Annotated in this window: 18 protein-coding genes; 11 read left to right on the top strand and 7 right to left on the bottom strand. The window is 61.6% G+C overall.

Features of this window, described 5'->3' with window-relative positions:
- Positions 1-187 precede the first annotated feature (187 nt).
- Positions 188-919: a carbonic anhydrase gene (locus HU715_RS20995; protein WP_053127002.1), complete on the top strand. Its 732-nt coding sequence runs from the start codon at positions 188-190 to the stop codon at positions 917-919.
- 91 nt (positions 920-1,010) lie between these two features.
- On the top strand, positions 1,011-2,540 hold the full coding sequence (locus HU715_RS20990; protein WP_186708272.1) for a SulP family inorganic anion transporter: 1,530 nt from the start codon (positions 1,011-1,013) through the stop codon (positions 2,538-2,540).
- Positions 2,541-2,798: 258 nt separating this feature from the next.
- Here the strand turns inward: HU715_RS20990 and HU715_RS20985 are convergent, their stop codons facing one another.
- Positions 2,799-3,449: a hypothetical protein gene (locus tag HU715_RS20985; protein ID WP_186708274.1), complete on the bottom strand. Its 651-nt coding sequence runs from the start codon at positions 3,447-3,449 to the stop codon at positions 2,799-2,801.
- Between the two features lie 371 nt (positions 3,450-3,820).
- Between HU715_RS20985 and coxB the strand changes: the two genes are divergently transcribed.
- The 4 genes from coxB (at position 3,821) to HU715_RS20965 (ending at position 8,195) form a co-directional block, all read left to right on the top strand.
- Positions 3,821-4,948: a cytochrome c oxidase subunit II gene (coxB, locus tag HU715_RS20980; RefSeq protein WP_186708276.1), complete on the top strand. Its 1,128-nt coding sequence runs from the start codon at positions 3,821-3,823 to the stop codon at positions 4,946-4,948.
- Between the two features lie 82 nt (positions 4,949-5,030).
- Positions 5,031-6,617: a cytochrome c oxidase subunit I gene (gene ctaD, locus HU715_RS20975; protein ID WP_186708278.1), complete on the top strand. Its 1,587-nt coding sequence runs from the start codon at positions 5,031-5,033 to the stop codon at positions 6,615-6,617.
- Positions 6,618-6,731: 114 nt separating this feature from the next.
- Positions 6,732-7,283, top strand: coding sequence for a cytochrome c oxidase assembly protein (locus tag HU715_RS20970; protein ID WP_186708280.1), 552 nt, complete (start codon positions 6,732-6,734; stop codon positions 7,281-7,283).
- Between the two features lie 24 nt (positions 7,284-7,307).
- Positions 7,308-8,195 (top strand): cytochrome c oxidase subunit 3, encoded by an 888-nt coding sequence (locus HU715_RS20965; RefSeq protein ID WP_186708282.1) that lies wholly within the window; start codon positions 7,308-7,310, stop codon positions 8,193-8,195.
- A gap of 24 nt (positions 8,196-8,219) precedes the next feature.
- On the opposite strand, the gene HU715_RS20960 is transcribed toward HU715_RS20965, so the two are convergent.
- The gene (locus HU715_RS20960) at positions 8,220-8,423 is read right to left on the bottom strand and encodes a twin transmembrane helix small protein (protein ID WP_186708284.1); all 204 of its coding nucleotides are present in this window, start codon (positions 8,421-8,423) and stop codon (positions 8,220-8,222) included.
- A gap of 70 nt (positions 8,424-8,493) precedes the next feature.
- Here HU715_RS20960 and HU715_RS20955 point away from each other — a divergent pair, with 70 nt between their 5' ends.
- Genes HU715_RS20955 through HU715_RS20935 form a run of 5 tightly spaced genes read left to right on the top strand, consistent with a single transcriptional unit; the run spans position 8,494 to position 12,399 of the window.
- Complete coding sequence (locus tag HU715_RS20955; RefSeq protein ID WP_186708286.1) at positions 8,494-9,231, top strand: SURF1 family protein; 738 nt, start codon at positions 8,494-8,496, stop codon at positions 9,229-9,231.
- A complete protein-coding gene (locus tag HU715_RS20950; protein ID WP_186708288.1) occupies positions 9,197-9,790 on the top strand; it encodes a PA_0111/PP_0108 family redox-active disulfide protein in 594 nt (197 codons plus the stop codon). The genes HU715_RS20955 and HU715_RS20950 overlap by 35 nt, the downstream gene beginning before the upstream one ends.
- A gap of 10 nt (positions 9,791-9,800) precedes the next feature.
- Positions 9,801-10,880: a COX15/CtaA family protein gene (locus HU715_RS20945; RefSeq protein WP_186708290.1), complete on the top strand. Its 1,080-nt coding sequence runs from the start codon at positions 9,801-9,803 to the stop codon at positions 10,878-10,880.
- Positions 10,868-11,767 (top strand): heme o synthase, encoded by a 900-nt coding sequence (cyoE, locus tag HU715_RS20940; RefSeq protein WP_018600879.1) that lies wholly within the window; start codon positions 10,868-10,870, stop codon positions 11,765-11,767. Before HU715_RS20945 ends, cyoE begins: the two co-directional genes overlap by 13 nt.
- Positions 11,764-12,399, top strand: a complete 636-nt coding sequence (locus tag HU715_RS20935) for an SCO family protein (RefSeq protein ID WP_053126982.1) — start codon at positions 11,764-11,766, stop codon at positions 12,397-12,399. The genes cyoE and HU715_RS20935 overlap by 4 nt, the downstream gene beginning before the upstream one ends.
- A gap of 1,522 nt (positions 12,400-13,921) precedes the next feature.
- Here HU715_RS20935 and HU715_RS20930 read toward each other — a convergent pair.
- From HU715_RS20930 to HU715_RS20910, 5 genes are all read right to left on the bottom strand, one after another.
- A complete protein-coding gene (locus HU715_RS20930) occupies positions 13,922-16,114 on the bottom strand; it encodes a TonB-dependent receptor (RefSeq protein WP_186710626.1) in 2,193 nt (730 codons plus the stop codon).
- A 501-nt stretch (positions 16,115-16,615) separates the two neighbouring features.
- Entirely contained in the window at positions 16,616-17,428 is an 813-nt protein-coding gene (locus HU715_RS20925; protein ID WP_186710628.1) for an alpha/beta fold hydrolase, read from the bottom strand.
- A gap of 32 nt (positions 17,429-17,460) precedes the next feature.
- Entirely contained in the window at positions 17,461-18,321 is an 861-nt protein-coding gene (locus tag HU715_RS20920; protein ID WP_186710630.1) for an alpha/beta fold hydrolase, read from the bottom strand.
- Positions 18,322-18,513: 192 nt separating this feature from the next.
- Positions 18,514-19,827: an ATP-binding protein gene (locus HU715_RS20915; RefSeq protein ID WP_186710632.1), complete on the bottom strand. Its 1,314-nt coding sequence runs from the start codon at positions 19,825-19,827 to the stop codon at positions 18,514-18,516.
- The gene (locus tag HU715_RS20910; protein WP_186710633.1) at positions 19,824-20,564 is read right to left on the bottom strand and encodes a response regulator; all 741 of its coding nucleotides are present in this window, start codon (positions 20,562-20,564) and stop codon (positions 19,824-19,826) included. The genes HU715_RS20915 and HU715_RS20910 overlap by 4 nt, the downstream gene beginning before the upstream one ends.
- Positions 20,565-20,723 lie beyond the last annotated feature (159 nt).

Genomic DNA, 20,723 nt, shown 5'->3' with positions numbered 1-20,723 from the left:
TGGAAAGGCCACTGGACATGAGCTGCGCCAGTGTTTCGCCACCCCTGGAATCATTGTCCTAGAGCCTTCGATTTCAGTTTGAGTTAAGTTTCGGCCGCTACCTTGTTCAGCGAGTGACTGACGGGTCGCAGATGTCGACCTGGATGTTTTAGCCACTGGCGTCATACCGTCAAAAGAGGATGAATCAATGAGTGACAAGGATAAACAGCCGTTGGCTGCGTCGGCTTCAGCCCAACCCGTGGCGGAAACCGCCGATGCAGCGCTGCAGCATATTGTTGACGGCTTTTTGCATTTCCATCACGAGATCTTTCCGCAACAGGAAGAGCTCTTCAAGAAACTCGCCACCGCCCAGGCGCCCCGGGCGATGTTCATCACCTGCGCCGATTCGCGCATCGTGCCCGAGCTGATCACCCATAGCTCCCCCGGCGACCTGTTCGTGACCCGCAACGTCGGCAACGTCGTTCCGCCTTACGGGCAGATGAATGGCGGCGTCTCCACCGCCATCGAATACGCCGTGCTGGCCCTTGGTGTGCAACACATCATTGTTTGCGGCCATTCCGATTGCGGCGCCATGCGTGCCGTGCTGAACCCGGACACCCTGGAAAAAATGCCCACGGTAAAAGCCTGGCTGCGCCACGCCGAAGTGGCCAAGACCATGGTCCACGACAACTGTCCGTGCGGCGACGAAAAACAGACCATGCCCATCCTCACCGAAGAAAACGTGATCGCGCAGTTGCAGCATTTGCGAACGCATCCCTCGGTCGCGTCGCGCATGGCCAGCGGTCAGTTGTTCATCCATGGCTGGGTGTACAACATCGAGACCAGCGAGATCAAAGCCTTTGACGCGGACCAGGGACGTTTCCTGCCGCTCGATGGCAGCCATCCGATACCGGTGGCGACGCCCAAAGCGCGCTTCTAACCACTCCTAATCATCCTTGTGTGGTTCTAGCCTTACCGCTATCCAGGCGGTAGGGCCTCGCCATGCCTGAAGAAACTTCGGGAGAGTCGCCATGCGTGCTGCTCAACTAAAAGCTGTTCTGCCACGGGAGTTATTGGCTTCGGTGGTTGTGTTCCTGGTGGCGCTGCCCTTGTGCATGGGCATTGCCATCGCCTCCGGCCTGCCGCCGGCCAAGGGCCTGATTACCGGGATCATCGGTGGTCTGGTAGTGGGTTTCCTGGCTGGCTCGAAGCTGCAAGTCAGCGGTCCGGCCGCCGGGTTGGCGGTGTTGGTCTTCGAACTGGTGCGCCAGCATGGCGTGGCCATGCTCGGGCCGATCCTGCTGCTGGCCGGTCTACTGCAATTGCTGGCCGGGCGCTTTCGCCTGGGCTGCTGGTTCCGGGTCACCGCGCCAGCCGTGGTGTACGGGATGCTCGCGGGTATCGGCGTGCTGATCGTATTGTCCCAGGTCCATGTGATGCTGGACGCGGCGCCCAAGCCCTCCGGGCTGGATAACCTCGCGGCGTTCCCGGCGGCAGTGGCCCAGGCATTGCCGTCCTTCGGCTGGCAGGCCGGCCTGCTCGGTCTGTCGACGATCGCGGTGATGTGGCTGTGGGAGAAGTTTCGCCCCCACAGCCTGCGCTTCGTTCCCGGCGCCTTGCTGGGCGTCGGCCTGGCGACCGTCGCCAGCCTGCTGCTGGCCTTGCAGGTCAAGCGCGTGGAGGTTCCGGAGAACCTGGCCGAAGCCATTGATTGGCTGCGCCCGGCGGACCTGCTGAACCTGGCCGACCCAACGCTGCTGATCGCCGCGTTCGCCGTGGCCTTCATCGCCAGTGCCGAAACCCTGCTGTCGGCGGCCGCCGTGGATCGCATGCACAGCGGTGAACGTGCGGACTTCGACCGGGAACTGTCGGCACAAGGGATCGGCAACATGCTCTGCGGCCTGCTCGGCGCCCTGCCGATGACCGGGGTGATCGTGCGCAGTTCGGCCAACGTCCAAGCCGGGGCCACCACGCGGATGTCGACAATTTTCCACGGCCTGTGGTTGCTGCTGTTCGTGCTGTTGCTGTCCAGCGTGCTGCAAAGCATTCCGGTGGCGAGCCTGGCCGGCGTGCTGGTCTACACCGGTTTCAAACTGGTGGACCTCAAGGCGTTTCGAAGCCTGGGCCGTTATGGCCGGATGCCGATGTTCACCTACGCCGCCACGGCGCTGGCGATCATCTTCACCGACCTGTTGACCGGTGTGCTGATCGGCTTCGGCCTGACCCTGGTGAAACTCGCCTGGAAAGCCTCGCGCCTGAAAATCAGCCTGATCGACCTGCCTCAGGAAGGCGAGATGGAACTGCGCCTGGTGGGTGCGGCCACCTTCCTCAAGGTGCCGGCGCTGACCCAGGTGCTGGGCACCATCCCAACGGGCGCGACCGTGCACGTGCCGCTCAATAACCTGAGCTACATCGATCACTCGTGCCTGGAGTTGCTGGAAGAATGGGGCCGGGCGAATGCCAGCAAGGGGTCGAAGCTGCTGATTGAATCCCGTGGGCTCAAGCGTCGATTGGAAGGGCGGTTGCGCACGACCGTAGGGGTTGGTGCAGCGACCGGTTAACCATGCCCCTGTGGGAGCGAGCCTGCTCGCGATGGCAGTGGATCAGTCGACATAGATGTTGAATGTCCAACCGCTTTCGCGAGCAGGCTCGCTCCCACAAGGGGCTGGTGCTGGACACCTATTTTATGAACACCACAGATCCAATGTGGGAGCGGGCTTGCTCGCGAAGGCGGTGGATCAGTTGGCTAATAGGCTGCCTGACACTCCGCCTTCGCGAGCAAGCCCGCTCCCACAAAAGCTTCATGTTGTCCTGATGGATCAAGCCGCCGGCTGATCCAGCTCCAGGCCCACGCCCAGGCGACGGGACATGCACGGCCAGCGCTTCCAGGCTGCGCCGGTCTCAGGGCTGCTGAGCTTCTCGCGATAGGCTTCTACTGATTCCAAGGCAAACGTCTCGTCGTTGAGCATCTCGTCGAACGTGTGATGCACCACTTCATCGAGCTGGTTGGCAAATGCCTCACCGATCAACTGGTGGGCGATCAGGTTGGCGACCGTCATGTCCAAGGGGATCAATGGCTGGCCGAAATGCTTGATATAAAGGTCATTCACCTCTTCGACAAACCGGTGCGCCAGATAGGCTTCGTCCAGCAGGCTGTCGAGCCCGACATGCCCGGCCATGATGGTCGGCGGCTGGAGGAAGTACTGTTCGGCAATCTTCAGTACCGGTTTGATCTGCGACTCGATACCCGCTTCCCTCGCCACGTCGTTGGCTGCGTCCAGCAGGTCGGGCACTTCATCGATGTACGCCGCGACAAACCGCGCGAGGGCGTTATTGGGGTTCGTGTCCGGCAATTGAATGGTGCGATGCAGATGCGGTAACTGGGCCTCCAGTTGACGGGTCAATTGGCCGGTCTCGGCTTCGTGTTGTTGGGCTTTTTGGATCTGCTCGCGCAATGCGGCGGTGTTCATGACAACTCCAGGAAACAAAGGCAATGAAATAGGGAAGACATAACTTAGCTGGCGCAAAAACACTCCTAAGACCTATTTTTCATAACTGCCCCTTCCTTGCTGCGTCACAGTTATATCGGTTTGCCATCACTCAGTTCGCATCCTTCTCCATTCGTGGGCTCTAGCGCAAGCCCCGGCTGTTTCAAACGATTTACGCCATCGCGTTGCGAGGTTGCAGGTGCTGTCTATACTCGGTTTGGAATGGAGTTAGCTGATGACACCCGATTGCATGTGCAGCAAGGCGCGGCGAGTCAATTAAGCAGTCTGATAGCCGATCCCTTGCCGCAGGCTTTACGCCTACGGGATAACAAGAACGATAAGGGGAACCCGCAATGACGCGACATCCACACGTATGGATGGGCCTCCTGTTGTGGTCGATTTTCAGTCAGGCACAAGCGGCCTGGACTGTGAATATGGCGCCTGGAGCGACACAGATCAGCAACGCAGTGTTCGACCTGCACATGACCATCTTCTGGATCTGTGTGGTCATCGGCATCATCGTCTTCGGCGCCATGTTCTGGTCGATGATGATGCACCGCCGCTCAACCGGCCAGAATGCCGCGCACTTTCACGAAAACACCCGCGTCGAAATCCTCTGGACCATCGTGCCCTTCCTGATCCTGGTGCTGATGGCGATTCCCGCCACCGCGACCCTGATCAAGATGTACGACTCCAGTGAGTCGGAGATCGATATCCAGGTCACCGGCTACCAGTGGAAGTGGCACTACAAGTACCTGGGCCAGGACGTCGAGTTCTTCAGCAACCTGGCGACCCCCGCCGAACAGATCCACAACCAGAGCGCCAAGGGCGAGCACTACCTGTTGGAAGTCGACAAGCCGCTGGTGCTGCCGGTCGATGCCAAGGTGCGCTTTTTGGTGACCTCCGCCGACGTGATCCACTCCTGGTGGGTGCCGGCCTTCGCGGTCAAGCGCGATGCCATTCCGGGGTTCGTCAACGAAGCCTGGACCCGCGTCGACAAGCCCGGCCTCTATCGCGGCCAATGCGCCGAGCTGTGCGGCAAGGACCACGGCTTCATGCCGATCGTGGTGGAGGTCAAGAGCAAGCCCGACTACGAGAAATGGCTGGGCGAACGCAAGGCCGAAGCCGCGCAGCTCAAGGAGCTGACCAGCAAGGAATGGACCCGCGAAGAGCTCGTCGAGCGTGGCGACAAGGTCTATCACACCACCTGCGTGGCCTGCCACCAGGCCGAAGGCCAAGGCTTGCCGCCGATGTTCCCGGCGCTCAAGGGCTCGAAAATCGCCACCGGGCCGATCAAGGATCACCTGAACATTGTCTTCCACGGCAAGCCCGGCACCTCCATGGCCGCCTTCGGCAAACAACTGTCGGAAGTCGATATCGCCGCGGTCGTGACCTATGAACGCAACGCCTGGGGCAACAACAAGGGCGACATGGTGACGCCTAAAGAAGTGCTGGAACTCAAACAGGCGGAAAGCCAATGAGCCGGCCCGACGCTCGTTCCCAAAACCGGTCGGGGCGCGTTGCCCCGCGCCGTCCAGCCCATTGGTTCGAAGGAGAAAGGACATGAGTGCTGTGATCGATGACCACGGTCATGCCGACCACGCCCACGGCCCCGCCAAGGGCCTGATGCGCTGGGTGCTGACCACCAACCACAAGGACATCGGCACGCTGTACCTGTGGTTCGCCTTCTCGATGTTCCTGCTGGGCGGCTCGTTCGCCATGGTGATCCGCGCCGAGCTGTTCCAGCCCGGTTTGCAGATCGTGCAGCCGGAATTCTTCAACCAGATGACCACCATGCATGGCCTGGTGATGGTCTTCGGCGCGGTGATGCCGGCGTTCGTCGGCCTTGCCAACTGGATGGTCCCACTGATGATCGGCGCGCCGGACATGGCCCTGCCGCGCATGAACAACTTCAGCTTCTGGCTGTTGCCGGCGGCGTTCCTGATGTTGGTCTCGACGCTGTTCACTCCCGGCGGCGGGCCGAACTTCGGCTGGACCTTCTATGCGCCGCTGTCCACCACCTACGCGCCGGAAAGCGTGACGTTCTTCATCTTTGCCATCCACCTGATGGGCATCAGCTCGATCATGGGGGCGATCAACGTGGTCGCCACCATCCTCAACCTGCGCGCCCCCGGCATGACCCTGATGAAAATGCCACTGTTCGTCTGGACCTGGCTGATCACCGCGTTCCTGCTGATCGCGGTGATGCCGGTGCTGGCCGGCTGCGTGACGATGATGCTGATGGACATCCACTTCGGCACCAGCTTCTTCAGTGCCGCCGGTGGCGGTGACCCGGTGCTGTTCCAGCACGTGTTCTGGTTCTTCGGCCACCCCGAGGTGTACATCATGATCCTGCCGGCCTTCGGTGCCGTCAGCTCGATCATCCCGGCGTTCTCGCGCAAGCCGTTGTTCGGTTACACCTCGATGGTCTACGCCACGGCCGCCATTGCGTTCCTGTCGTTCATCGTCTGGGCGCACCACATGTTCGTGGTCGGCATCCCGCTGGTGGGCGAGCTGTTCTTCATGTACGCGACCCTGCTGATCGCCGTGCCCACCGGGGTGAAGGTGTTCAACTGGGCCAGCACCATGTGGCAGGGCTCGCTGACCTTCGAGACGCCGATGCTGTTCGCCGTGGCGTTCGTGATCCTGTTTTCCATCGGCGGTTTCTCCGGGCTCATGCTGGCCATCGCCCCGGCGGACTTCCAGTACCAGGACACCTACTTCGTGGTCGCGCACTTCCACTACGTGCTGGTGCCCGGGGCGATCTTCGGGATCTTTGCCTCGGCCTACTACTGGCTGCCGAAATGGACCGGCCACATGTACGACGAAACCCTTGGCAAGCTGCACTTCTGGCTGTCGTTCATCGGCATGAACCTGGCGTTCTTCCCGATGCATTTCGTGGGCCTGGCGGGCATGCCCCGGCGGATTCCCGACTACAACCTGCAGTTCGCCGACTTCAACATGGTCTCGTCCATCGGCGCGTTCATGTTCGGCACCACGCAGATCTTCTTCCTGTTCATCGTGATCAAGACCATCCGCGGCGGCCCCCCGGCACCGGCCAAGCCATGGGATGGGGCCGAAGGGCTGGAGTGGAGCGTGCCGTCGCCGGCGCCGTATCACACGTTTACTACGCCGCCGGAAGTGAAATGAATGTGGGAGCGGGCTTGCTCGCGAAGAACGATGACGCGGTGTTCCTGTTAGACCGTAGCGCCTGCTTCGCGAGCAAGCCCGCTCCCACAGAGTTATCTGTAGGGGTTCAGAATCATGGCTGACTCGATCTCGCTGAAAAAACTGGTCACCCGCCTGCTGCTGGTGGTGGTGGCCATGTTCATCTTCGGGTTTGCCCTGGTGCCGATCTACGACGTGATGTGCAAGGCGTTCGGCATCAACGGCAAGACCGGCGGGCAGTACGAAGGCGAGCAGGTCGTCGATGAGTCACGCCAGGTGCGTGTGCAGTTCCTGTCGACCAACGCGGTGGACATGGTCTGGGACTTCTACCCCAAGGGCGATGAGCTGGTGGTCAAGGCCGGGGCGGTCAACGAGATGGTGTTTGTCGCGCACAACCCCACCGACCGGCCGATGAGCGCCCAGGCGGTGCCGAGCATCTCGCCGAGCAACGCGGCGGCGTATTTCCACAAGACCGAATGTTTTTGTTTTACCCAGCAAGTGCTGCAACCCGGCGAACGCATCGAAATGCCCATGCGCTTCATCGTCGACCGGGACATGCCCAAGGAAGTGAAGCATCTGACGCTGTCCTACACGCTGTTCGACATCACCGCTCGTCATCCACCGGTGGCTCTAAACACTGACCGATAGCGTGCCCGATAAGGAGAACAATAAATGGCAACTCATGAGCACTATTACGTTCCGGCCCAGAGCAAATGGCCGATCATCGCCACGGTCGGGATGTTCGTCACGGTGTACGGCCTGGCGACCTGGTTCAACGACCTGAAAGCCGACCGCCCGGATTCCCACGGCCCGCTGATCTTTTTCGTCGGCGGCCTGCTGGTGGCCTACATGCTGTTCGGCTGGTTCGGCGCGGTCATCAAGGAAAGCCGCGCCGGGCTGTACAGCGCCCAGCTCGACCGCTCGTTCCGCTGGGGCATGAGCTGGTTCATCTTTTCCGAAGTGATGTTCTTCGTCGCCTTCTTTGGTGCGCTGTTCTATGTGCGCATGGTCTCGGCGCCGGGGTTGGCCGGTGAAGGCAGCAAGGGTTTATCGGAGATGCTCTGGCCGAACTTCGAATACGTCTGGCCGTTGTTGAACAACCCCGACCCCAAGCTATTCCCACCGCCCAAGGATGTGATCAGCCCTTGGGGCTTGCCGCTGCTCAACACCATCCTGCTGGTCAGTTCCAGCGTCACCGTGACCATCGCCCACCATGCCCTGAAAAAAGGCCATCGTGGCGCGCTGAAAATCTGGCTGGCGATCACCGTGCTGCTGGGGTGCGCCTTCCTGGGCTTCCAGGCCGAGGAATACATCCACGCCTATAAAGAGCTGGGCCTGACGTTGGGCTCGGGGATCTACGGCGCGACGTTCTTCATGCTCACGGGCTTTCACGGCGCCCACGTCACCATTGGCACGATCATTTTGTTCGTGATGCTGATGCGCATCATGCGCGGGCATTTCGACAACGAGCACCAGTTCGGCTTCGAGGCCGCGAGCTGGTATTGGCACTTCGTCGACGTGGTGTGGATCGGCTTGTTCTTCTTCGTCTACATCCTCTGAGGCAGCCGTTACCAGGGCGGCGCTTTACCAAGGAGCATGCGACACCAACTGGCCGCTGAAAAAGCCCCAGGCGATCAAGCCGACGGTGACGGCGGCCAAGGCGACACGAATCGCCAGGGCGATGGCCAGTCGATTGGAACTGCTGTCGTCCTTGACCAGAAAAAACAGGCCGCTGAACAGGCTGGCAATCGTGGCGATCAGCATCAGGGCGATGGCTGCTTTGAGCATTAGGGACACTCCGGGGGGACGCGATGCACGTGAGTATAGCTATCCCGTTCGACAGCTTTCGGGCGACGCCATGAAAGGCTTCCGGCCGGGCATCGTGCCGTCATTGGTGGTGGCCGTGCTGGTGCCGGTGATGGTGTGCCTGGGGTTCTGGCAATTGAGCCGGGGCGAACAGAAGCGTGTGCTCATGGACACTTACGCCGAGCGCCGCGTGGCGGCGCCGATGGACAGCAGCGAGCTGGCGCACACCGCCGATCCGGCCTTTCGACCGGTCACGCTGCAAGGCCAGTTCGACGCCGAGCACAGCATCCTGCTGGACAACCGCCAGCACGGCGGCAAGGTCGGTGTCGAACTGCTGCAACCGTTCCTCGACCACCGCACCGGGCTGTGGCTGCTGGTCAATCGCGGCTGGCTGCCCTGGCCGGACCGGCGCATCCCGCCCGTGTTCAACACCCCGGAACAACCCGTGAGCCTTCAGGCCTGGGTCTACGTCGCCCCGGGCGCCACCTTTCAACTTCACGCCGACCCGGCCGGCGCCCCCTGGCCGCGACTGGTCACCGCCATCGAGCCGGACAAGCTCTGGGCCGACCTCGACCGCAACGGCTTCGCCTATGAATTACGCCAACAAAGCGGCCCCGGCGCCTACCGGACCGATTGGCCGGTGGTGGCCATGGGGCCGGAAAAACACCTCGGCTATGCCGTGCAGTGGTTCGCCATGGCGGCGGCGCTGTTCGGCCTGTTCCTTTATCTCGGATGGCACAACGCAGGGAGACACCATGGGAAACACCATGAATCCAACCAACACGTCTGAGGCGCCCGACGCACGCAGCCGTCGCAAGGGGCGCGTGCAATTGCTGTTGATCGTGCTGGGCGTGATCGGCCCGATGATCCTCGCCACCGGCATGTACAAATTCCAGTTCTGGGTGCCCGACAGTCGCAGCTACCACGGCGAGCTGATCGGCACCGGCCAGACCCGCGCCGAGATTGGCGTACAAGCCGATGAGCAACGCTGGCAGATCCTGGTCACCGCGCCGCAGGAGTGCTCGGTGGATTGTCGCCAATTGGTCTATCTGGCGCGGCAGGTGCAGATCGGCCTGGGACGCGATGCCGGCCGCGCCAGCCATGCCCTGGCCATCTCGCAGCCGCTGGACAGCGAGTACGACGCCCAACTGCAACGCGAGTATCCACAACTGCAACGTTATCCACTGGACCTGCCGGCGTATCAGAAAGGCGCCCAAGGCTCCGGCGGCGCCCAACTGTGGATCATCGATCCCCACAGCAACCTGGTGCTGCGCTATGACGCCAGGGTCAAGGGCAAGGACCTGCTCAACGACCTGCGCCACCTGCTGAAACTGTCGAACATCGGATGAGGGCATCGACATGGCCAAACCTGGATTTCGCCTCGCGCTGTTTGCCACGCTGCTGGCACTGATCGTCGTCCTGCTGGGCGCCTACACCCGGCTCACCCACGCCGGCCTCGGTTGCCCGGACTGGCCCGGTTGCTACGGCTTCATCAGCGTGCCCAAGAGCGAAGCCCAACTGGCCCATGCCGAGCTGCATTTCCCCGACACCCCGGTGGAAGCCCACAAAGGCTGGAACGAGATGGTCCATCGCTACTTTGCCGGGGCCCTGGGGCTGATGATTACCGCGCTGGCCGCCCGGGCCTGGATGAACCGTCGCCGCCCCGGCCAGCCTTTGAAATTGCCGCTGTTCTTGCTGGCCGTGGTCTTCGCCCAGGCAGCGTTCGGCATGTGGACCGTGACCCTCAAGCTCTGGCCGCAGGTGGTCACCGGGCATTTGCTGGGCGGGTTCGCGACGTTGAGCCTGCTGTTCCTGCTGACGCTGAGATTGTCTGGCGTATTACCCGCGCTGACCGTGCCCAAGCGCCTGCAACATTGGGCCACCGCCGGACTGCTGTTGGTGATCGGCCAGATTGCCCTGGGCGGTTGGGTCAGCTCCAACTATGCCGCCGTGGCGTGTATCGACTTCCCCACCTGCCACGGTCAATGGCTGCCACCGGCGGATTTTGCCAACGGCTTCCACCTGACCCAACACATCGGCCCCAACTACCTCGGCGGGCAACTGGACAGTGACGCCCGCACCGCCATTCACCTGACCCACCGCATCGGCGCCTTGCTGGTGACCGTGGTGCTGCTGGGCCTGGCCTGGCAACTGAAAAACGTCGGCATGACCCGGCTCGCCGGGCTGGTGCTGGCTGCCCTGGCGGCACAAATCACCCTGGGCATCAGCAACGTGCTGTTCCATCTGCCGTTGCCGGTGGCCGTCGCCCACAACGCCGGGGGCGCCGCGTTGTTGCTGACCCTGGTATTGGTCAACTATCACGCCCGTACCAGCCTGGTCCGGGTCAAGCATCAGGTCCCGCTGCGCTGGCGCTTCAACCCGCATAAACACAGCGTCAGCCCTATAACAATAAAAGGAGAGATGCCATGGCAACCTTGACCGGTGAACGCCACAGCCAAGCGATCTGGCGCGACTACCTGGAGCTGACCAAGCCGAAAGTGGTGGTGTTGATGCTGATCACCTCGCTGGTCGGCATGTTCCTCGCCACCCGTGCCGGCGTGCCGTGGACAGTCCTGGTGTTCGGCAACCTCGGCATCGCCCTGTGTGCCGGCGGCGCGGCGGCGGTCAACCATGTGGTGGACCGGCGCATCGACGCGGTGATGGCCCGCACCCACAAGCGGCCATTGGCCGAGGGCCGGGTCTCGCCGGCCGCCGCACTGACCTTCGCCCTGGCGCTGGCGGTGGCCGGCCAAGCCATGCTGCTGGCGTTCACCAACCCGCTGACGGCCTGGCTGACCCTGGCCTCGTTGCTGGGATATGCGGTGGTGTATACCGGTTTCCTGAAACGGGCGACGCCGCAGAACATCGTCATCGGCGGCCTCGCCGGCGCCGCGCCGCCCCTGCTGGGCTGGGTCGCGGCTACCGGACATGTCAGCGCCGAACCGCTGCTGCTGGTGCTGATCATCTTCGCCTGGACCCCGCCGCACTTCTGGGCCCTGGCGATTCACCGCAAGGAGGAATACGCCAAGGCCGACATCCCGATGCTGCCGGTGACCCACGGCGAGCACTACACCAAGATTCATATCCTGCTGTACACCTTGGTGCTGCTGGCGGTGAGCCTGATGCCGTTCGTGATCCAGATGAGCGGGATGCTGTACCTGATTTGCGCACTGGTGCTGGGTGCCCGGTTCCTGCAATGGGCCGTGGTGTTGTACCGTGGCAGTCGGCCGCACGCGGCGATCAACACCTTCAAGTACTCTATCTGGTACTTGTTCCTGCTGTTCATCGCCCTGCTCGTTGATCACTACTTACTGTTGAGCCTATGACTCGAACCCAGAAAACCGTCTTCATCCTCGCGGCCGTGATCGCAGTGATCCTCGGCCTGACCATCAACAAAGTGCTGTCCAGCAAAGGCCAGGGTGACCCGACCGCGTTGATCGACGCCGGCATCATCCTGCTGCCCCAAAGCCGCAACCTGCCGGACGTGAAAATGACCGACCAGGACGGCCAGCCCGTGGCGATGGACGGGTTGAAAGACAAATGGAGCCTGCTGTTCTTCGGCTACACCTTCTGCCCGGACATCTGCCCGACCACCCTCGCCCAACTGCGCCAGATCAAGAGCGAACTGCCGCCCGAGGCGGTGGCCAAGTTGCAGATCGTACTGGTGAGCGTCGACCCGAATCGCGACACGCCCAAGCAACTCAAGCAGTACCTGGGTTACTTCGACCCGCAATTCAAAGGCCTGACCGCCGCCTCGGTGGAAGACCTGCAGAAACTGGCGAATGCGGTGAGCATTCCGTTCATCCCGGCGGACACCAGCAAGCCCAACTACACGGTTGACCACAGCGGCAATCTTGCCGTGATCGGCCCGGACGGCACCCAGCGTGGGTTTATTCGGGCGCCGTTGAATAACCAGAAGCTGGTGGCGCAGTTGCCGGAGATGCTCAAGCGTAAATAAGGCCAAGGCGAGGCCAACTGCTCTCGGCAGCCTGGGGCATCAATGGGAATACAGATCCCTGTGGGAGCGAGCCTGCTCGCGATGACGCCAGCCCTGACACCGCCCGTGGCGAGGGAGCTTGCTCCCGCTCGACTGCGCAGCAGTCGCAAAACCAGACGATGCGGTTTCCCTGAAGAAATGCAGGGGCCTGCTGCGCAGGCCAGCGGGAGCAAGCTCCCTCGCCACAGGGGTTAGTGTCGAGCCGAATATCCAGCCCAACGCCACCCACTGTGGGAGCAAAGCTTGCTCGCGAAAGCGGCGGGTCAGCTTGCATCAATATTGAATGTGACACCCTCTTCGCGAGCAAGCCCGCTCCCATACTGGGCGGCGGTGAACACAGTATCTGCTGCTCCCACACCCGGCAGTGATGAACATCTGCAACAGCCCTGCCCTCCTGTGGGAGCGAGCCTGCTCGCGATAACCCCAGCCCAGACACCGCCCGTGGCGAGGGAGCTTGCTCCCGCTCGACTGCGCAGCAGTCGCAAAACCAGACGATGCGGTTTCCCAGAAGAAATGCAGGGGCCTGCTGCGCACGCCAGCGGGAGCAAGCTCCCTCGCCACAGGGGGTTGTGTCGAGCCGAATATCCAGCCCAACCGCCAGCCACTGTGGGAGCAAAGCTTGCTCGCGAAAGCGGCGGGTCAGCTTGCATCAATATTGAATGTGCCACCCTCTTCGCGAGCAAGCCCGCTCCCACACTGGGCGGCGGTGAACACAGTATCTGCTGCTCCCACACCCGGCAGTGATGAACATCTGCAACAGCCCTGCCCTCCTGTGGGAGCGAGCCTGCTCGCGATGACGCCAGCCCAGACACCGCCCGTGGCGAGGGAGCTTGCTCCCGCTCAACTGCGCAGCAGTCGCAAAACCAGACGATGCGGTTTCCCTGAAGAAATGCAGGGGCCTGCTGCGCAGGCCAGCGGGAGCAAGCTCCCTCGCCACAGGGGTTAGTGTCGAGCCGAATATCCAGCCCAACGCCACGCACTGTGGGAGCAAAGCTTGCTCGCGAAAGCGGCGGGTCAGCTTGCATCAATATTGAATGTGCCACCCTCTTCGCGAGCAAGCCCGCTCCCACACTGGGCGGCGGTGAACACAGCATCTGCTGCTCCCACACCCGGCAGTGATGAACATCTGCAACAGCCCTGCCCTCCTGTGGGAGCGAGCCTGCTCGCGATGACGCCAGCCCTGACACCGCCCGTGGCGAGGGAGCTTGCTCCCGCTCGGCTGCGCAGCAGCCGCAAAACCAGACGATGCGGTTTCCCAGAAGAAATGCAGGGGCCTGCTGCGCACGCCAGCGGGAGCAAGCTCCCTCGCCACAGAGGGTTAGTGTCGAGCCGAATATCCAGCCCAACGCCACCCACTGTGGGAGCAAAGCTTGCTCGCGATTGGGGCAGGTCTGTCGATAACGGGTTTGGCTGGTCTACCGCTATCGCGAGCAAGCTTTGCTCCCACGGATGTCGCCAGGGACGCTCCGTGTTCCGCTTCTGATCAGAAATCAACAGTCCCCGAAAACTTCACCAACCGCGGATCCCCCTGCGAAAGGTAGCCGCCGTTGGCCGAGGCCCAGTAGTTCTTATCGGTAATGTTCTCCACATTGACGCGCAACGTCAGGTCTTTCTCCACGAATTTCATCTTATAACGTGCGCCCGCGTCGAAACGGTTCCAGGTCGGCAAGCTCAGGTTGTTGGCCTGGTCAGCGTACTGCCCGCCCGTGCGCAACATCCTCGCGCTGAGCGCGGCACCTTCGATACCCGGGACATCCCAATCCACGCTGGCATTGAGCTGAAACGTCGGCACGCCGATGGCGTGGTTGCCATCGTTGAGGCCGCCCGCGGTGTTTTTGAGTTCGGACGTCATGCGGGTGCCGCCGGCCATCAACCGGAGGCCGTCGATGGGCTCGCCGAACACGCTGATCTCCAGCCCCTTGTTGACCTGCTCGCCATCACGCACATAGAGGTTCCGCGCGTTGTCGACGTAACCATCGGAGGGTTTCTCGATGCGGAAAACACCCACGTTGGCCCCAAAGGTTTGCATGTCCAGCTTGATGCCCGCTTCCAACTGTTTAGTGCGGCCAGGGGGAAAGGCTTGGCCCAGGTTGGTGATGCCTGAACCGGACGCCACGGGCCCTTTTGCAAGGCCTTCGATTCGGTTGGCGTAGAGCGACACGCTCTCCACAGGTTTGTAGACGATGCCGTAAACCGGCGTGGTAACGGCTTCATCGTAGAGCGTGCTGCGGCTGCCATCGTTTGCTGGATTGGCGACACCGTTTGAAGTGGTGCCATCGTACTTATAGTTTTCGACACGCAACTGCTGACGACGAACACCATAAGTGACCAGCAACGTGTCATCGAACAAGCCCACTGTGTCGGAAATCGCCAGGCTACGGTTGCGGGTTTTGCCGGTCACCCCGGGATCGCCCATTTCACCGCCGGTGCTGGACACCGCCGTCGGCTTGGGGAGCTTCGGGGTGTCGTAAATATTGCTGTTCCCGGTAACGGAGCGATAGAACGTGTAGGCGTTTTCCTGCTCGGTCCAGATCGTTGAGCCGCCGATCGCAACCTGGTGGGAAACAGGGCCCGTGTTGAAGCGCCCATTCAACCCGCCACTGAACGATGTGTTGTCTTCATTGTGAGGAATTTCCGAGCCGCCAATCGTCGCGACACCGTGATTGCCGACCAGTGTCGGTGTGGCGTAGACCCCAGTTTCTCGGGTGTGCTTTACACCGCCAGCCAGGTAGGCGGTCCAGTTTTCGTTCAAATCCCAATCGCCACGAACCATGCCGAAGGTGTCTTCGGTTTCGGAGTAAGTCCAGTCCTGGCCAAAATTGTGGCTCGCGTGCGGAGCCGTGGGAATGCGGGTGGCGCTGCCGATATTCACCGAGTTACGCAGGCCGTTGATACGCTGTTTCTGGTAGCCGAAATCGGTGGAAACGCGGAAGTCATCACCTCGATAGTCCAAGCCCGCCACGAACAACTTGGTGCGCTGATCCTGGTTGTCGATCGCTGTATCACCTTCGCGCTGGCTCAGGTTCAACCGGGCGCCAAAGCGGTTGTCCTCGCCGAATCGCTGCCCGATATCCAAATGCTCGCCAATGCGGCCATCGGTGCTGATGTCCTGGGTATAGCGACGCGTCGGAACATCCTCCGCGCGTTTGGGCTGCAGGTTGACGCCGCCCCCAAGGCCCGAGCCCGTCGGACTGACACCGTTGATAAACGCGTTGGGGCCCTTGAACACCTCGACACGCTCGATCGCATCCGTCGACAGAATTTGACGGGGTAAAACGCCGTACAGCCCGTTGTAGGAAATGTCGTCGCTGGCAAGCGGCAGGCCTCGAATCACGAACACCTGGGATTGGTTACCAAACCCATAGGATTGACGCACCGACGGATCGTTGAGCAGCACATCACCCACGTCTTCCGCTTGTTGATCTTCGATCAACTGCGAGGTGTAACTGGTCATCACGAACGGGACATCCATATTGTCCTGATTACCCAGCACCCCCATCTGGCCTCCACTCGCCACCTGACCACCCGCATAGGGCGCTGGTAGTGTGTTGGAGTTGGGTTTGATCGCATCGGCAGTCACGTCGGTCACGCCCAATTCAATAGGCTCTGCCGCCTGGGCAAGAAAACTGACTGAGCAGCACATAGCAAGCAAGGTAAGGCGAGATGGAAATAGCATGGAGGGGAGTACCTGCGGAAACGGGAAGCCAATGCCACTAATGCTAATGATTCGCAGATGGATTATCTATACTAATGGCTCGTTGCCATAAAAATTTGGACAGCGGTTTGGTCAGCCCAGACAGCCCCCGTGGCGAGGGAGCTTGCTCCCGCTCGACTGCGCAGCAGTCGCAACACCGGGCGATGCGGTTTGCCTGGAGGAATGCAGGGGCCTGCTGCGCAGGCCAGCGGGAGCAAGCTCCCTCGCCACAGGGGGTTTGTGTCGAGCCGAATACCGAGCCCAAGGCTGCACACTGTGCGCCGCCATGGTGAGTGACCTGGCATTTGTTCTGGATGGATCGAGGCGTCATGTGGTGCAGGGTACTAGCCGCTGATTGAGCTGAGGTCGTAGAACCGCGGCAATAGTATTTATGCCCCCAACGAAAAAACCCGGCCACCTGTGCCGGGTTTTTGGTCTTCTCGAAGGCCAACGGATGAGGGTCAGTCGCCCCGCTTCACATGATCACCCCTTGGAACTGGCCTGCGCCGCCTCAACGATCAGCTCCGCAACCTTCCCCGGATTCGACGTCATCACCACATGGGAAGCCCCTGGAACGGTGACAGTCTTTTTCGAGCCGGCGCGTTCGGCCATGAACTTCAGGGCCGCCTCGGGGATGTTCTTGTCCGCCGAGCCGTAGATGAACCAGGACGGCAGTGTTTTCCAGGCCGGGTCGCCAGACGCTTCCTTCAAGGCCGCCTCGCTGATTGGGCGTTGTGTCGCAGCCATCAGCGCGGAATCAGCCGCTGGGACGTCGGCGGCAAACTGTTGGCCGAATTTGTCCTGCTGGATGTAGAGATCCTTATTGCCGTCGTCCAACTGCACCGGAGCCGCCAAGGTCGGGCCAAGGGTGCCGCCAGGGTAGCGACCGGACAGTTCGATGGCGGTTTCACCTTTGTCCGGCGCGAAGGCTGCGACATAGACGAGCCCCTTGACCTTGGGGTTGTTATGCACGGCGTTAGTGATCACGGCGCCGCCGTAGGAATGACCCACCAGGATCACCGGGCCAGCGGTTTGCTCGACGATATCGGCGACGTAATCGGCGTCCTGCTTCACGCCGCGCAGCGGGTTGGCCGCGGCAACGACCGGATAACCCTGGTTCAGCAACTGGGCGGCAACGCCATTCCAGCTGGACGATTCGGCGAAGGCGCCATGCACCAGCACGATGGTGGGCTTGGCGGCGTCGGGTTGCGCGGCGGTTGCGTTTTGAACGGATGTCAGTGCCAGCGCAGCGGTGATGGTGACGGCCAACAGCGATTTGATAGTGAGCATGATCATTCCTTTTTCATTTATCGGAGGATGCGATGGGCTTACTTAGCCAGGAAATCCAACAGATCTTGATTGAGGCGGTCCTTGTGGGTGTCGGTCAGGCCGTGCGGCGCGCCCGGATAGACGATCAACTCGGCGTTCTGCACCAACTCAGCGGCGGCATGGGCGGAGGCGTCAATCGGGACGATCTGGTCGTCGTCGCCATGTACGATCAGTGTCGGCACGTCGAACTTGGCCAGGTCGGCGCGGAAGTCCGTCGCCGAGAACGCCGCGATGCAGTCATAGGTATTCTTGTGGCCCGCTTGCATGCCCTGCACCCAGAACGAATCGATCAGCCCCTGGGAGACGTTCGCCCCGTCGCGGTTGAAGCCGAAGAACGGGCCAGACGCGATGTCGCGATACAGCTGCGAGCGGTTGTGCAGCGAGGCCTTGCGCAGGCCGTCGAACACCTCGATCGGCAGGCCGCCTGGGTAGTCTTCGGTCTGGAGCATCATCGGCGGAACGGCGCTGATCAGTGCGGCTTTCTTCACCCGGTCGGTGCCGTGGCGGCCGATGTAGCGGGTGATTTCGCCACCCCCGGTCGAGAAACCCACCAAGGTGACGTCGTTAAGGTCCAGGGTGTTGATCACAGCGGCCAGGTCATCGGCATAGTGATCCATGTCGTTGCCTTCCCACGGCTGGCTGGAACGGCCATGGCCGCGGCGGTCGTGGGCGATCACCCGATAGCCTTGGTCCGCCAGGAACAGCATCTGCGATTCCCAGCTATCGGAATTCAGCGGCCAGCCGTGGCTGAAGGTGACAACTGGTCCATCTTTCGGGCCCCAGTCCTTGTAATAGAGCTGTACGCCATCCGGGGTGGTGATGTAGCTGGCTGCTTGAGCGCGGGAGGACTGGGTATTCATTGCAAGATCTCCTTAGGTCATGGCTCGCCACCGGGGATCCGATGGCGACTTGATGGGGAGCATTCTTGCAGCGGCATGTATACCGGAAATGTTCTACACCCGGCCGTTATGCGTTGTTTTGAGTCTGTAGATGCGCTGGATACAGTGGCTTACAAATGCATGCCACTGTTCCTGACGTGCAGCCAGCGCGGCCTACTGATCGCCGCCGAAATCGAGGGTCACGCAAAGACCACCGCCGTCGCGGTTGCGCAGGCTCAGCGTTCCACCAATCGCGACGGTCAACTGCTGGGCGATGGCAAGGCCCAGGCCGGTGCCGCCAGAACTGCGGTTGCGGGAGCTTTCCACCCGATAGAACGGCTTCACCACCTCGGCCAGGATCTCCTCGGGAATGCCCGGCCCTCGATCAAGCACGCTGATGGAAACGCCAGTGCTCGCATGGCCGCCGATTTCCACCTCGGCGGTGCCGGCGTACTTCAGCGCGTTATCCACCAGATTCACCAGAATACGCCGCAGCGCATGGGGCCTTGTCTCGATGATCGCGCCGTTCTGGCCGCGCAGGCTGACCTCCCGGCCGGTGTCCTGGTAGTCGCACACCAGGCTGTCGAGAAAAGAATCCAGACTGATGCGGCAACTGGTCTCCGTCGCACCATGGACACTGCGCGCATAAGCGACGCCCTCGCGCACCAGGTGCTCGATCTCGTTGAGGTCGTTGCCCAGTTTGTCTTTCTCTACCGAGTCGTCCATGAACTCGGCGCGCAGCTTCATGCGCGTGATGGGCGTCTGCAAGTCGTGGGAAATCGCCGCGAGCAATTGCATGCGCTCTTTGAGGTACGCGGCAATGCGCGCCTGCATGCTGTTAAAGGCGCGAGCGGCGTAGGCCACTTCCCGTGGACCGGTTTCATCCAACGGCACGGGATGGGCGTTCGGGTCGAGGTTCTCGACCGCCTCGGCCAGTCGACTGAGGGGGCGTATGGCGATGCGCACGGCCAGCCAGGTGCAGCCGATCATCAACAGCAACTGACCGAACAGGACAAAGGGCAACCAGGGCGACAATGGCCTGACCGAGGGACGCACATCAATGGTCACCGGGCTGCCGTCGGCCAGTCGCACCTGGGCTTGAAAATGCTGGCGTGGGCCCGGGATCTCGACAAAGGTCAGGTCATAGTTGCGGCCCAGCGAGACTTGCAGGGATTGCGCCGCCGTCGCCGCGAGATCGTTCGACGTGAGTGGAATGCCGGGATCATGCTCGCGCAGCAAATAATCATAATTGCGACGCTGCAAGCGTTTGGTCCATGCCAGGCGCTCGTCGGCAGGCAGACGGTCGAGGATGGCGATGGACGTCGCCGTGTCGTGTTCGAAGTTGCCCAACATCGCCGTCTTGGTGCTTTCGTAGCGTTCGTAGTACTGGGCTGCGAAGGTCAGGGCCTGTGCGAGTATCAGGCCGACCAGGAACACCAGCCACAACCGCGAGGCCAGCGTGCGAGGCCATTGCAACGGGAGTTTCATGCCTGCTCCTCAAGCATTTCCACCGCAAAGGTAAAGACGTAGCCTTCATTGCGCACCGTCTTCAAGTAGAGCGGCTCGCGGGCGTCATCCAGCAAGCGCTGACGCACGCGACTGACCAGCAAATCAATGGAACGGTCGAAGATGTCCGCGTCACGGCCCTGGGTCAGGTTGAGCAACTGGTCGCGGCTCAGCACCCGCTGAGGATGATCGAGAAACACCCGCAGCAGCCGGTACTCGGCGCCGCTCAGCGAGACCAGCGTGTCGTCTTCATCGAGCAGATGGCGAGCAGTGGTGTCGAGGCGCCAGCGGCCGAACTTGAGCATGCGGCCGCTTTCGGTGACGACAAAGTTGGGCGGCAGCATGCGCGTGCGCCGCAGCACCGCGTTGATGCGCGCCAGCAGCTCCCGGGCCGCGAAGGGTTTGGCCAGGTAATCGTCGGCACCCATTTCCAGGCCAATGATGCGGTCGGTCTCGTCGCTGCGAGCCGTCAGCATCAGCACCGGTGTCGCCTTGTGCTTGCCGGCGCGCAGCTCGCGGCACAACAGCAGCCCGTCATCCCCCGGCATCATGATGTCGAGCACGATCAGGTCCACCTGATTGGCTTCGAGAAAGGCCCGCATCTGACGCCCATCGGCGACCACGGTGGTGCGCAGGCCATTCTTCACCAAGTAGTTGCCGACCAGTTCCCTGATTTCCCGATCATCATCCACGATCAATACGTGATCGACATGTTCCATGCCCTGCTCTCCGAAATGCGCGCATCGATTTGCGCAGTGTGACGATGCCGTGTTGCCGGTTGGCAGCGCATCGTCGTCCAGCCTATCCAGCCCGAAATAAGCAAAAAACAGTGGCGATTGTATCGATCTGTATCGCAATTCACCTCAGATACGTACGCA

This window comes from Pseudomonas zanjanensis (assembly GCF_014268745.2).
Classification (GTDB): Bacteria; Pseudomonadota; Gammaproteobacteria; order Pseudomonadales; family Pseudomonadaceae; genus Aquipseudomonas; species Aquipseudomonas zanjanensis.
This window is presented reverse-complemented; position numbering and strand designations above follow the sequence as displayed.

What these genes read in the sequence shown, in the direction of transcription:
- HU715_RS20925 (WP_186710628.1), bottom strand. Translation starts at nt 17,428, where the DNA reads ATGATCATGCTCACTATCAAATCGCTGTTGGCCGTCACCATCACCGCT.
- HU715_RS20965 (WP_186708282.1), top strand. Translation starts at nt 7,308, where the DNA reads ATGGCAACTCATGAGCACTATTACGTTCCGGCCCAGAGCAAATGGCCG.
- HU715_RS20935 (WP_053126982.1), top strand. Translation starts at nt 11,764, where the DNA reads ATGACTCGAACCCAGAAAACCGTCTTCATCCTCGCGGCCGTGATCGCA.
- HU715_RS20910 (WP_186710633.1), bottom strand. Translation starts at nt 20,564, where the DNA reads ATGGAACATGTCGATCACGTATTGATCGTGGATGATGATCGGGAAATC.
- HU715_RS20990 (WP_186708272.1), top strand. Translation starts at nt 1,011, where the DNA reads ATGCGTGCTGCTCAACTAAAAGCTGTTCTGCCACGGGAGTTATTGGCT.
- HU715_RS20960 (WP_186708284.1), bottom strand. Translation starts at nt 8,423, where the DNA reads ATGCTCAAAGCAGCCATCGCCCTGATGCTGATCGCCACGATTGCCAGC.
- HU715_RS20995 (WP_053127002.1), top strand. Translation starts at nt 188, where the DNA reads ATGAGTGACAAGGATAAACAGCCGTTGGCTGCGTCGGCTTCAGCCCAA.
- HU715_RS20970 (WP_186708280.1), top strand. Translation starts at nt 6,732, where the DNA reads ATGGCTGACTCGATCTCGCTGAAAAAACTGGTCACCCGCCTGCTGCTG.
- HU715_RS20930 (WP_186710626.1), bottom strand. Translation starts at nt 16,114, where the DNA reads ATGCTATTTCCATCTCGCCTTACCTTGCTTGCTATGTGCTGCTCAGTC.
- HU715_RS20945 (WP_186708290.1), top strand. Translation starts at nt 9,801, where the DNA reads ATGGCCAAACCTGGATTTCGCCTCGCGCTGTTTGCCACGCTGCTGGCA.
- coxB (WP_186708276.1), top strand. Translation starts at nt 3,821, where the DNA reads ATGACGCGACATCCACACGTATGGATGGGCCTCCTGTTGTGGTCGATT.
- HU715_RS20985 (WP_186708274.1), bottom strand. Translation starts at nt 3,449, where the DNA reads ATGAACACCGCCGCATTGCGCGAGCAGATCCAAAAAGCCCAACAACAC.
- HU715_RS20915 (WP_186710632.1), bottom strand. Translation starts at nt 19,827, where the DNA reads ATGAAACTCCCGTTGCAATGGCCTCGCACGCTGGCCTCGCGGTTGTGG.
- ctaD (WP_186708278.1), top strand. Translation starts at nt 5,031, where the DNA reads ATGAGTGCTGTGATCGATGACCACGGTCATGCCGACCACGCCCACGGC.
- HU715_RS20955 (WP_186708286.1), top strand. Translation starts at nt 8,494, where the DNA reads ATGAAAGGCTTCCGGCCGGGCATCGTGCCGTCATTGGTGGTGGCCGTG.
- HU715_RS20920 (WP_186710630.1), bottom strand. Translation starts at nt 18,321, where the DNA reads ATGAATACCCAGTCCTCCCGCGCTCAAGCAGCCAGCTACATCACCACC.
- HU715_RS20950 (WP_186708288.1), top strand. Translation starts at nt 9,197, where the DNA reads ATGGGAAACACCATGAATCCAACCAACACGTCTGAGGCGCCCGACGCA.
- cyoE (WP_018600879.1), top strand. Translation starts at nt 10,868, where the DNA reads ATGGCAACCTTGACCGGTGAACGCCACAGCCAAGCGATCTGGCGCGAC.